Below are 12,166 nucleotides of genomic sequence, written 5' to 3'. Positions count from 1 at the left end.
CAAGAGAATGAGCGCATCGATTTTGGAACGGCTTTCGCCTAACTCAGCTGGCGAGCCCCCGCAGAACGGGCAGACCGCGACGCCTCAGAAATCGCGTCACGCGGCGCGGTATCGCACCCACGTCATCACCATCGTCGTCGGTCTCGCCGCGATCGTGATCGCCTCGGTGGTCAGCGTGCTCGTGGGCACCGCCGGCGCCGACATCGGCGACCTCTTCGGGGCGATCTGGAGCAAAGCGACCGGCTCTGTGCCGGCTGATGCGGCTTCGGTGAAAGCGCAGACGATCATCTGGGAGCTGCGCTTGCCGCGCGTGGGTCTCGCCATCCTGGGCGGCATCGCACTGGCGGTCGCGGGCGTGCTGTTCCAAGGACTGCTGCGCAACCCGCTCGTCAGTCCGTTCACCCTCGGCATCGCACCGGCCGCGGCGTTCGGCGCTTCGCTCGCGATCGTCGTCTTCGGGGCGGGCGCGACGGCCTCCGGCATTCTGTTGGTGGTCGGCGCGCTCGTCGCGGGCATCGCGAACACGGTGATCGTGCTGCTGCTCGCGTCACGTCGCAAGCTCGAGGCGACGACGCTGATTTTGCTCGGGATCGCGCTCACCCAGTTGTTCGGGGCGTTGACGGCGGCGATCCAGTACTTCGCCGATGACGAGGTGCTCGCGGCGATCGTGCGCTGGACGTGGGGGTCGGTGAACAATTCGGTCTGGTATCAGGTGGTGACGCTGCTGGTGCTGCTGCTCGTGGCGCTGCCCTGGGTGCAACTGCGCAGCGGCACGCTCAACGCGATCGCGTTCGGCGGCGACGACGCGGCGAAGAGCCTCGGCGTACCGGTGACGCGCGTGCGCTTCGAACTCATCGCGGTGGCGACCGTGCTGACCGCGGTCGCCGTGAGCTTCATGGGCATCATCGGCTTCGTCGGGCTCGTGGGTCCCCATATTGCTCGGCTGCTCATCGGCGGCAATCACCGCTTCCTGCTGCCGTTCGCCGCGGTGATCGGCGCGCTGCTGCTCATCGTCGCCGACATCGTCGGTCGTCAGATCGTGAACCCCGCGGTCATGCCCGTCGGCATCATCGACGCGATCGTCGGTGCTCCGATCTTCATCTATCTCATCCTGTCGCGAAAGAAGGCACTCTCATGACGCTCTCCGTCGATCAGCTCCGCGTCTCGTATGGCAAGCACGACATCTTGCAGGGAGTCGGGTTCGATGTGCAGCCTGGCCACCTCGTCGGTCTGCTCGGTTCGAACGGCGCCGGCAAGTCCACGCTCATCAAGACGATCGCGGGCATCAACCGCCCGCAGGCCGGCACCGTGACGTGGCAGGGCGACACCGATCTCACGACGATCGCACGGCGCGACCTCGCACAGCTCGTGGCGTACGTGCCGCAGAACATCAACTTGGCGTTCGCGCAAGACGTGCGCGAGTCGGTGCTGCTCGGTCGCACCCCCTACTTCGGCACGCGACCGCGCGACGAGGATTGGGAGCACGTCGATCGCGCGCTCGCAGCCCTCGGCCTCGATGAGCTGGCCGATCGTTCGGTGGGCGAGCTGTCGGGAGGGCAGGCGCAGCGCGTGCTCATCGCGCGGGCGCTGGCTCAGGATCCGACGATCCTGCTGCTCGACGAGCCCACCTCAGCGCTCGACATCCGCTATCAGTGGGAGACGTTGACGCTCGCGCAGCGCATCGCCCGCGAGAGCGGGGTCGCGGCGGTCATCGCGATCCACGACCTGAACCAGGCAGCGCGCTTCTGCGACGAGGTCGTCTTCTTGCAGGGCGGCGAGATTCTCGCGGCCGGCGCTCCGATCGATGTGTACTCCTCCGAGATCATCCGCGAGGTGTACGGCATCGATGTCGAGTTGTCGATCTACCGCGGGTTTGTCGAGATTCATCCCATCGCCGCCGAAGTTCGGGCGCCGGATCGCGCGCTCGCCGCCGACGAGGCGCTCGCGGGCAATACAGACGTCGACGACGCCAGTGAGCTGCCTGCACCTCAGCCCGAGCCGCGGGTGCGCGAACTGCAGCTCGACGGCACGCGCTGACCCCGATCCGACTCACGAAAGGCAGAACGCAATGACCGCATCCACCACCGCTGAGCGCGACGGACTCGTGCTCGGGGTGCTGCTCGGCAACCCTTCGCAAAACTGGCGGCGACGCTACCCGCACGATCAGACCCCGCGCAGCGACATTCAGCACTACGTCAGCGAGGCGCAGCAGGCCGAGGCCGCGAAGCTGCACACCGTGTTTCTCGCCGACGGGGTCGCTTCGTCGCCCCAGTCGGTCGACCTTGGCCTCGAACCGACGACGCTGCTCAGCGCCTTGGCGCTGCAGACGGAGCGCGTCGGGCTCATCGGGTCGATCTCGACCTCGTTCTTCGAGCCCTTCAACGTCGCCCGTCAGGTTGCGTCCCTCGACCACATTTCGTCGGGCCGCGCCGGGTGGAATCTCGTGACCTCGGCGGGCGGCGGCCCGAACTTCGGCAAGGGCGACGCGACGCACGACACCCGGTACGAGATCGCCGCGGAGTTCGCGGGCGTCGTCGACGCGCTGTGGGAGAGCTGGGACAGTGATGCGGTCGTGGCAGATCGCGAGCGCAACCTGCTCATCGACCCCGAGCGGGTGCGCACGATCGATTGGAAATCGAAGCATTTCTCGGTGCAGGGCCCACTCGACATCGGGCGCAGTCCGCAGGGCAAGCCGGTGCTCGCCCAGGCCGGTTCGTCAGATCTCGGTAAGAACCTCGGGGCGGCGCGCGCCGATCTCGTGTTCACGACCGGGCTGATCGATGTCGCCGAGTCGGTGGCATTCGAACGAGACTTCGCGCAGCGGGTGCAGCGCGCCGGGCGCAATCGCTCCGAGGTCAAACTCATTCCGGGGGTCGCTCCGGTGATCGGGTCGACCGATGAGGAGGCGAAGCGGTTGTGGCACGAGGCCTACGCCGACCTCGATTTTGAGCAGGCGCGTCGCCAGCTCGCGTCGCAGTTCGACGGGCGGGGTTTCGAGGATCTCGGTCTCGACGACGCGGTGCCGGTCGATTCCCTGCCGCCCGAGAGCGCGGTCGAGGGCCGTCGTTCGCGCTACGGCGTGCTGTTGCGGCTGCTGCAGCGGGGCGAACTGCGCACCGTGCGCGACCTGGTGCTCTACCACGCGAGCGCCGCCGGCCACTGGTTTCCGATCGGCTCGGTCGAGCGCATCGCCGATCAGCTGCAGGAGCGCTTCGAGCGCGGCGCTGCCGACGGCTTCAATTTTCTGCCGTTCTACAACAACTACGCGCACGGCCTGTCGGCGATCACCGAGCACCTCGTGCCCGAGCTGCAGCGCCGTGGCCTCTTCCAGACCGAGTACGCGCACGCCACGCTGCGTGAGAACCTCGGCCTCACCATTCCGACCTCAGGAGGCGCCCGATGAGCGCATCGTTTCCACCCCCGCCCGCACCACGAGATCGCGACGTGCGGTGGGAGCTCGCCGCTGCACTGCGCCACTTCGGCGCGCTCGGCTACGAGTTCGGGTTCAACGGTCACGTCACCGCCCGCGCGCCTGAGGCACCCGGCCACTACTGGGTGAATCCTTTCGGCGTCAGCATCAGCACGGTCACTCCTGCCGACTTCGTGCTCGTCAATGCCCAGGGCGCGCCCGTGTCGGCGGCGACCAGCCACGCGGTGTACGGGTTCGCAGGCAATATCGCGATCCACGACGCTGCCCCGGAGGCGGCGGCAGTGTTCCACCTGCACACGCCGCGCGGATTCATCTGGTCGAATCTCGGGCGCCCGCTCGAAGCCGTCAACACGGACTCGGCCGGGCTGATCGGCTTGCAGGGGCTGAGCAGCGGCCTGTGGGGTGAGGGCGGCGGCACCGGCGGGGCGGCCCCCGCGCCCACCAACGTCGAGCTGGCGCAGGCCGGCAAGCGTGTGATCGTGCAGGCCGGTCACGGGTTCGTCACCTGGGGCAGCAGCGTGGCCGAGGCCGCGTTCCTGCTCTGGGCCGCCGAGCGCTCGGCAGACGCGAACCTCGCCCTCGAAGGGATCGAGGGGCGGCGCACCCTGCCCGATCAGGTGGTCGAGGCCTGGACACTGACGCCCGAGCTCGGGCGTGCACACTTCGAACCGGTATTCACCGGAGCAGAACGGGAGGCACTGCGATGACGCGGTACATCATCATCGGATCGGGAGGCGTCGGTGCGGCGCTCGCCCTCGGCCTGCGACAGGCGGGGCGCGACGCGACGATTGTTTCACGTGGCACAACGCTCGACACCATTCGCGATCGGGGGCTCCGCGTGCGTCACCAGGGCACCGATCACGTGGTCGAGGCGCCGGTGGTCGGGTCGCCCGCCGATCTCGAGCTGCGTGTCGATGACGTGCTCGTGCTCGCGGTGAAATCGCAAGACGCCGAGGCCGCCATACGCGCCTGGGCCCAGCGTCCGGTTGTGCTCGACGACGCCGGCACGACGGTGCCCGCAGCCGAGGTGCTGCCGATCGTCACGCTGCAGAACGGACTCGATGCGCCGCGCGTCGCCACGCGCCATTTCGCCCAGGTGATCGGCGGCGTGGCGCTCATCGCCGCGAGCCACCTCAGTGCGGGCACGATCGACGTGCGTAACGGCCCAAAACTCGGGCAGATCATTCTCGGTGCGTATCCGAGTGCGGCGCACGATGCGGCGGTCGCCGAGCGGGTACCGGCGATCGTGCAGGATCTCCGTGCCGCCGAATGGCTCGTACAGCAGACAGACGATCCGCGCCGCTGGCTCGCGTGGAAGCTGTCGGTGTCGGTAACGTTCCCCGCCGAAGTGCTGGCCGGCGCGCCGGCAGAGCGGCAGGAGTTGCAGGCGCTGCTCTCTGCCGAGGCCCGCACGGTGCTCGAAGCCGCGGGGTTCTCACTCGCCGACCCAGCGACCGAGATCACGTACGATCGCGATCTCGCACGCGTCGAGATCGCCGCCGATGCTCCCATTCAGGGGCTGTCGACCTGGCAGAGCTTCACGCGTGGCTCGGGCAGCGAGGTCGATTTCTTGAACGGCGAGATCGCGGTGCTCGCCCGCCAACTCGGTATCAACGCACCCGTGAACACTGCGGTGCAGCGCGAGCTCGCGGCTGCGGCTGCGGCGGGTGAGCAACCCGGGGTGCGTCCAATTGACGCGGTGCGACAGCGCAGTGCGGCGGCAAGCTCTCCGTCACCCGGAACTTCGGTCGAAGCGCCGACGCACGAGCTCGCGGAGGTGCCCGCATGAGCGCGGCCGTGACCTCAGGTGCGGCGATCCCGAGCACCGCGGCGCCGAGCGTGCAGTTCGTCAGCCAGATCCATACGACACAGTCGACGGAGCTCGCACCGGTGCCGGGTCGCGGGCTCGACCGCGAATTCGTGCGACGCTACGCCGCCGCGATCGAAGCCGGCGGGTTCGATTACACGCTCGTGCCCTACGGCTCCGACGGCGCCGATTCGATCGCGCTCGCGTCGGCCATCGGGCAACTCACCGAGCGTCTCGGAACGATCGTCGCCGTGCGCCCGAACACCGCGTTTCCGCTCGTCGTCGCGCAGCAGCTCGCGACGCTCGACCAGCTCACGGGAGGGCGGGCGCTGATCCACCTCATCTCGGGCGGCGCCGACGCCGAGCAGGCGCGGCAGGGCGACTACCTGAGCAAGATCGATCGCTACGCCCGCACACGCGAGTTCTTGACGCTGCTCAGGCGCGCGTGGACCGACACCGAGCCGTTCAGTCACGAAGGACGTTTCTACCGCTTCGACGATTTCGGCCCCGGGTTCCCGACGCACTCCGGCGGGCCGTTGCCGATCTCGATCGGCGGGCAATCGGATGCGGCGTTCGAGCTCGGCGGCGAACTCGCCGATATCTTCAGCTTCTGGGGTGAACCGCTCGACGAGATCGCGGCCCAGATCGCCCGAGTGATCGGCATCGCCGAGGTTGCGGGCCGTGCCGATCGGCCGCGCTTCTGGGTGACGTTTCGGCCTATCATCGCGCCCACCGAGGCGTTGGCGTGGGAGAAAGCCGAGCGCATCGCTGCGCGCATCGGCGAGACGCACGCGGCGTCGATCGCCCGTCAGCGCGCGGCAGGCGGCGCTCCCGAGAATGTGGGATCGCAGCGCGCGCTCGACTTCGCAGCGGCCGGCGAGGTCTACGACCGAGCGCTGTGGACGAAGACCGCCGCGGCGACCGGCGGCTTCGGGGCCTCGACTGCGCTGGTCGGTACGCCCGAGACCGTCGCCGCGGCGATTCTCGACTACATCGACCTCGGGGCGTCGATCGTGTCGATTCGCGGGTACGACACCCTCAACGACGTCATCGACTACGGGCGATACGTGCTGCCACTCGTGCGGGGCGAGCTCGCGCATCGGCAGTCCACGGGGGAGCGGGGCGCGCTGCAAGCCGAACACCTCGGAGCGCTCGCGCCCGACTTCGCGCTGGCGGGTGCCCGATGAGCGCCGGCACCGGGGTTGTGGAGCGGTCGGCTCCCGCACCCGCACCTACTGCAGCTGATGCGCCCGTGTTCGTGCGGCCCGATCTCAGCGAGGCCGCGCTCACCGCGGTCGCCGCCGACATCGCGGAGCACGCGCCCGCAGCCGACGCCGACGGCTCCGTGCCTGAGCGCGGCCTCGAGATCGCGCATCGCGCCGGTCTGCTCACCGCGACCGTGCCCGAGCGATTCGGCGGCCCGGGGCTCGGCGCGCTCGACGTCGCGCGCATTCTCGTCGCACTCGGTGAGGGCGATGCGTCGGTCGCGCTGCTCGCGCAGAACGCGCTCAGCGCCCACAGCTCGCAAGACGGCAGCGGTGCGTGGCCCGAAGAGACCTATCTGGCGTTCGCGCGTCGCAGCGCCGAGCGGCCCACGCTCGCGAACGCGATTCGCGCCGAGCCCGAGCTCGGAGCCCCGGCGCGCGGCGGGCTGCCCGCCACGGTGGCGCGGCGCACCGCCGACGGGTGGGTGCTGAACGGGGAGAAGGCGTACGCGACCGGGGGCACCGCGCTCGACACGCACCTGGTGTGGGTGGTCGCCGATGAGTCGGGTGGCGTTGCACGCGGGGCAGCGGGCAACGCCGAGTCGTCGGGGCCGGGTGATCCGGCGCCGCTCGAGACGCCGCGCGTGGGGCACCTCATCGTGCCCGCCGACGCGCGCGGCATCACGTGGGTGCCGACCTGGGATCACCTCGGGCTGCGCGCCACGAACACCCACAACGTGATCTACCGCGACGTCGTGGTGCCGGCCGACGCGTTCGTGGAGATTCCGCGGCAGCCCGACGGTTCGTACCGCGACCCCGCGGCAGCCGAAGCCGGAGCCGGGCTGCAGGGCGGCGCGCTCTACGTCGGGGTCGCCCGAGCGGCGCGCACGGCATTCATCCGATTCGCGCACGAGCGCGTGCCGGCGGCGCTTGGTCGGCCGATCGCGACGACTGAGCGCATCCAGTCGGTCACGGGTGAGATCGATGCGCAGATCGCGCAGGCCGAGACCCTGCTCTACGGTGCCGCCTTGCGCATCGAGCGCGGGGAGGCGTCGGTCGCCGCGCAGGCGCCCGTGCTGAAGGTGCAGATCGTGCGATCGGCGATCGCCGCAGTGCAGGCCGCCGTTGCAGCGATCGGCAACCCCGGGCTGTCACGGCACTATCCGTTCGAGCGCCTGCTACGCGACGTGCTCTGCGCACGCGTGCACCCGCCCCAAGAAGACGCGGCGCTGGTCGCGGCGGGGCGGCGCCTGCTGCGCTGAGGTGCGGGCGGGGCCGTTCTCGCCGAGACCCTCTGATCTCGCCGAGCGCCTCCGAAGTGCGCGTGCAGATGGGAGGGTTTCGGCGAGATCAGAGGGTCTCGGCGGAGGTGGGAACGGGAATGGGGCACGAGTGCGGGATCGCGATGGCCTATCGCGATCCCGCACTTTTGCGTGCGCGGGGGCGTTATTCCGCCGAAGCCGAACCGGGCGCCGAACCCGTCGCGACGGGCAGCTCGTCGTGGTTCGACCACTGCGACCAGGATCCCGGGAAGAGCGCACCGTCGAGGCCCGCGAGCGCGAGCCCGACGAGGTTGTGCGTCGCGGTGACGCCCGAGCCGCAGTAGGCACCGATCGGGTGCGAGCCGTCGACGCCGAGCTTTGCGAAGCGACCGCGCAGCTCCTCGGTGGAGCGGAAGCGGCCGTCGTCGTCGAGGTTGCCGCCCGTCGGTGCGTTGAGCGCGCCGGGAATGTGGCCGGCGCGGGGGTCGATCGGCTCCTCGTCGCCGCGGTAGCGCTCGGGTGCGCGTGCATCGAGCAGGGCGCCGCCGTCGGCCACGAACCCGGCGACCTCGTCGATCGCGAGTGCGGGCAGGCGGCCCGAGGTCAGCGTGACGTCGCCCGGCACCGCAGTCGCTTCGCCCGTTTCGAGCGCGAAGCCCGCCTCGGTCCACGCCGGGAGCGCGCCGTCGAGCAGACGCACGCGATCGAAGCCGGCGTCGCGCAGCAACCACCACACGCGTGCCGAGGCGTAGTTGCCTCCGCCGTCGTAGGCGACGACCTCGTCTTGCTCGCGAATGCCCCAGGCGCGTGCCGAGGCTTGGAAGGCTGCGGCATCCGGCAGCGGGTGGCGCCCGTCTTGGGGCGTCAGGTGCTGCGCGAGATCGGTGTCGAGGTCGACGTAGACCGCGCCCGGAATATGCCCCTCGGCAAAGGCCGGGCGGCCGTCGGGGCGCGGCAGCGTCCACCGCACGTCGAGCAGGCGCGTGCGGGGCGCCTCAGTAGGCAGGTCGCGCTCGGCGGCCAGTTGCGCTTCGAGCGCCTCGGCCGTGATCAGGATCGTGTCGCGGGCGGAATTCGTGTCGGTGCTCATGCTCGGATGCTAGCCGCGCGCCCGCTCGTCTGTCATTCGGATCGGGTATGGCGCGTCATTCACGGAAATGCTTGGACATCGCGGGCGAGAAACTTCTACGGTGGAAACCCTGAGCGGTGCGCAGTGCGCCACTCGCGCGGCGCGGCCGTGCGCAGAGAACCGGAGCGAGATGACCGACGCAGCACCTGCCCACTCGGGGACGCACGGCGACGCCGGGCGATCCGGCGCCCGCTTGCTCGCGGACCTCGCGGACTTCGCACATCAGACGGAGCGCACCGAGCAGGGAGACCGCGACCTCGACATCATCACCACCGCGACCGCGCCCGTCGCCGACCGCTCGTCGTGGCAGGCCACGGGGGCGCCGCTCGCCGTGATTCGCGCGTTCACCGCCCGCGGGGTCGCCCGGGTGCTCGCGCTCGCGACTGAATACGGGGTGCCGGTGGCGACGCGCGGCGCGGGCAGCGGTCTCGCCGGCGGTTCTGCCGCGGGCAGCGGGTGGATCGTGCTCGATGTCTCACCGCTCGACCGCATTGTGCGCATCGACCCCGTCGATCAGCTCGCGATCGTGCAGCCCGGGGTCTCGCCGGTGGCGCTGAACGCGGCCGCAGCCGAGTTCGGCCTGCGCTACGCCCCCGACCCGGCGAGTGCCGCGATCTCATCGATCGGCGGCAACATCGCGACGAACGCGGGCGGCTTCCGCGCTGTGAAGTACGGGGTGACCCGTGACGCGGTGCGCAGCCTCACCGTCGTCACCGGCGACGGCCGCACCCTGCACACCGGCAGCGTGACCGCGAAGGGGGTCGTCGGGTACGACCTCGTCTCGCTGCTCACCGGTTCTGAGGGCACGCTCGGCGTGGTCACCGAGGCGACGGTGGCGCTGCAGCCCATTCCGCGCGACACGGTGACGATCGCGGCCTACTTCCCGTCGATTCAGGCGGCCGCAGAGGCGTCGATCGCGGTGCTCGGCTCCGACGTCACCCCGAGCCTCTATGAGCTGCTGGATCGCGCCACGCTCGAGGCGATCGACGCCGTCGAGGGCACGTCATTCAGCGAACGCGGCAGCGCCTTCGTGATCGTGCAGACCGATGGGTGGGGTGCAGCAGCCGAGGCGGATCGCATCACCGAGTTGCTCACCCCCTTCGCGAGCGAGCTCTCTATCGCCTCCGATGACGCCGAAGCCGAGCAGCTCATTCGCACCCGTCGACTCGCCCTCCCCTCGCTCGAGCGCCTCGGCCGGGTGCTCATCGAAGACATCTCGGTGCCGATCAGCCGCTTGGCGCAGGCGGTCGAACGCATCGGCGAGATCGCCGCCGAGACCGGCACCCGCATCTTCACGATGGGGCACGCCGGCGACGGCAACCTGCACCCGATCGTGCTCGTACCCGCGCACGACGACCCCGCGCAGCAGGCGCGGTTCGAAGCCGAGGCGCAGGCCGCGGCCGACGCCATCTTCGCGCTCGCGATCGAGTTCGGCGGCACCGTCTCGGGCGAGCACGGAGTCGGTATCGTGAAGCAGGCGTGGAGTGTGCAAGAGCTCGGCGAGGTCGCCGTGCACCTGCACGCCGGCATCAAGCACGTCTTCGATCCCGCTGGGATCCTGAACCCGGGAAAGGGATTCTGATGAGTCTGACCGACACCCCCGCAACGAACGATGCCAAGGACGCAGCCGCTGCAGCCGCGCCCCAGGCCTGGCAGCAGTGGCGCGAGGAGCGCCTCTCCGGCGCTCGCGCCCCGCACGGCACCGCCTCGGCCGTCGCCACCGTGTGGCTCGACGCCGAGCCGCGCGAACTGCCCGGGCTGCCCGGCGCCTGGTCGTCTGACGGCGCGACGGTCACCGGCATCGGCCTCGACGGCGCGCTCGCCGACGAGGCCGTCGAGGTCGCCCTCGCTCCCGGTGAGAGCGCCGAGGTCGGTGCGCAGCTCGTGCGCGTGCTGCAACGGGGCGGGCTGCTCGCCGTGCGCCGACTCGACCCTGAAGCCGAGACGCGCACCACGCTGACCGGTATCGACGCGTTCGCGTGGTCGCCGGAGTGGGTCGCCAAGGGTCGATACGATCCGGCACCCGAATCACTGCGCGTGGACCAGGCCGACGGGGGCGAGACCGAGTTTTCGGTCGCCGGCCGCGTCACCGTGACGGTCGGAGGCACGGAGGTGAGTCTCGCAGGGTTCCGCAACGACACCGGTGTATGGGCCTCGTTCGCCGACACCACGAACGGCGCCGAAACGAAGCAGTTCCGCTTCATCGACGTCGCACTGCCCGAGGGGCACGACGTCGCGCAGACCGTGACCGTCGACTGGAACCGCGCCTACCTGCCCCCGTGCTCGTTCACGCCCGCGTACCTGTGCCCGATTCCGCCCGCCGACAACCGGCTCAGCGTCGCCGTGCGCGCGGGGGAGCGGTACCAGGAGTACGCGGCGAGCTGAGTCGCGCCGTGGTGGGGTTCGAGCGAGATCGCAGGATCGCGTCACCCCACTGCGGAGTCCGTTCAGAGCGGGTCGAAGCAGCTGAAGTCGTCGCCCGTGAGCTGCCCACGGGCCAAGCCGTGCGCGACCGGGAGGTCGGTGCGCTCCGCCCAGGCACTCCAGGAGTCGACATAGAGATCGATCTGCTGTCCGAGCAGCGCCCCGGCGAAGACGAGTGAGGAACTGGCGACGCCGCCGTGGCAGTACGCGGCGACCGGTTGCGCGCCGATGCCGCCGCGTTCGAGCAGCCAGCGGCGCAGGTCTGACGGCGAACGCAGAGCGCCGCGGGCATCGAGGAGTTCGGTCGCGGGGGCCGATACCGCCCCCGGCACGTGGCCGGAACGCGGGTCGTCGGTGAACCCGACGTAGTGCGCTGCCGGGCGCGCGTCGAGCGCGGAGCCGTGGGCTGCGCGCTCGAGCAGCGTCTCAGCAGCGATGACGCGGACCGGCCAATCGGGTTGCTGCGGCGCGCACGGCTGCGGGGTCGCGCCGACTGCTCGGGGCATCGTGATCTCGTCGCGCGTGTTCGCGAGGCCAAGCGCCCCGCCTGCACGCTCCCACGCGTCGAGGCCGCCGAGCAGCACGCGTACCCCAGCCACGCCCGCCCACGAGAGCACGAACCACGCTCGCGTCGCTGAGGTGAGATCGCGCGCATCGCGCGAGAACACAACGAGAGTGGCGTTGGGCCGCGCGCGACGCCAGTTCGCCGCGCGCTCGCGCACGAGCTGAGCATCCGGCAATGGCAGGTGTCCGGATCCGGGGTGCGGCGGCCCCGCGAAGATCTCGCGCACGCTGACCCGAAGCGCCCCAGGAATCGTCTCCGCGATCAGCGCCGGGTCGTTGGCGTCGGTGCGCCACGGGACGGCCTCGACGAACACGAGCTCTGTTCGCCAAGACACCGCATCTTGC

The 12,166-nt window shown here is 70.3% G+C and carries 11 protein-coding genes; 9 read left to right on the top strand and 2 right to left on the bottom strand.

Features of this window, described 5'->3' with window-relative positions:
• The first annotated feature begins 7 nt into the window (after positions 1-7).
• The 7 genes from AMS67_RS10285 to AMS67_RS10255 are packed head-to-tail and all read left to right on the top strand — an operon-like array spanning position 8 to position 7,704.
• Positions 8-1,138, top strand: coding sequence for a FecCD family ABC transporter permease (locus AMS67_RS10285; protein ID WP_053387274.1), 1,131 nt, complete (start codon positions 8-10; stop codon positions 1,136-1,138).
• Positions 1,135-2,037, top strand: a complete 903-nt coding sequence (locus AMS67_RS10280) for an ABC transporter ATP-binding protein (RefSeq protein ID WP_075201316.1) — start codon at positions 1,135-1,137, stop codon at positions 2,035-2,037. The genes AMS67_RS10285 and AMS67_RS10280 overlap by 4 nt, the downstream gene beginning before the upstream one ends.
• Positions 2,038-2,068: 31 nt before the next feature.
• Positions 2,069-3,403 (top strand): NtaA/DmoA family FMN-dependent monooxygenase, encoded by a 1,335-nt coding sequence (locus AMS67_RS10275; protein WP_053387273.1) that lies wholly within the window; start codon positions 2,069-2,071, stop codon positions 3,401-3,403.
• Positions 3,400-4,137, top strand: coding sequence for a class II aldolase/adducin family protein (locus AMS67_RS10270; RefSeq protein WP_053387272.1), 738 nt, complete (start codon positions 3,400-3,402; stop codon positions 4,135-4,137). The genes AMS67_RS10275 and AMS67_RS10270 overlap by 4 nt, the downstream gene beginning before the upstream one ends.
• Complete coding sequence (locus AMS67_RS10265; RefSeq protein WP_053387271.1) at positions 4,134-5,219, top strand: ketopantoate reductase family protein; 1,086 nt, start codon at positions 4,134-4,136, stop codon at positions 5,217-5,219. Before AMS67_RS10270 ends, AMS67_RS10265 begins: the two co-directional genes overlap by 4 nt.
• On the top strand, positions 5,216-6,424 hold the full coding sequence (locus AMS67_RS10260; protein WP_053387270.1) for an LLM class flavin-dependent oxidoreductase: 1,209 nt from the start codon (positions 5,216-5,218) through the stop codon (positions 6,422-6,424). The genes AMS67_RS10265 and AMS67_RS10260 overlap by 4 nt, the downstream gene beginning before the upstream one ends.
• Entirely contained in the window at positions 6,421-7,704 is a 1,284-nt protein-coding gene (locus AMS67_RS10255) for an acyl-CoA dehydrogenase family protein (protein ID WP_082305442.1), read from the top strand. The genes AMS67_RS10260 and AMS67_RS10255 overlap by 4 nt, the downstream gene beginning before the upstream one ends.
• Positions 7,705-7,888: 184 nt before the next feature.
• Here AMS67_RS10255 and AMS67_RS10250 read toward each other — a convergent pair whose 3' ends face one another.
• Positions 7,889-8,794 (bottom strand): sulfurtransferase, encoded by a 906-nt coding sequence (locus AMS67_RS10250; protein ID WP_053387268.1) that lies wholly within the window; start codon positions 8,792-8,794, stop codon positions 7,889-7,891.
• Between the two features lie 169 nt (positions 8,795-8,963).
• On the opposite strand from AMS67_RS10250, the gene AMS67_RS10245 reads away from it, so the two are divergent.
• Together AMS67_RS10245 and AMS67_RS10240 are read left to right on the top strand one after the other, a co-directional pair.
• The gene (locus AMS67_RS10245) at positions 8,964-10,415 is read left to right on the top strand and encodes an FAD-binding oxidoreductase (RefSeq protein ID WP_082305441.1); all 1,452 of its coding nucleotides are present in this window, start codon (positions 8,964-8,966) and stop codon (positions 10,413-10,415) included.
• Positions 10,415-11,218 (top strand): DUF1684 domain-containing protein, encoded by an 804-nt coding sequence (locus AMS67_RS10240; protein WP_053387267.1) that lies wholly within the window; start codon positions 10,415-10,417, stop codon positions 11,216-11,218. The genes AMS67_RS10245 and AMS67_RS10240 overlap by 1 nt, the downstream gene beginning before the upstream one ends.
• A 62-nt stretch (positions 11,219-11,280) precedes the next feature.
• Here AMS67_RS10240 and AMS67_RS10235 read toward each other — a convergent pair whose 3' ends face one another.
• Complete coding sequence (locus AMS67_RS10235) at positions 11,281-12,156, bottom strand: sulfurtransferase (RefSeq protein ID WP_162230845.1); 876 nt, start codon at positions 12,154-12,156, stop codon at positions 11,281-11,283.
• Positions 12,157-12,166 lie beyond the last annotated feature (10 nt).

The sequence above is a fragment of the Leucobacter japonicus genome, from assembly GCF_001273855.1.
GTDB lineage: Bacteria > Actinomycetota > Actinomycetes > Actinomycetales > Microbacteriaceae > Leucobacter > Leucobacter japonicus.
The sequence above is the reverse complement of the archived record's forward strand: the minus strand, read 5'-3'. Positions and strand labels throughout refer to the sequence as shown.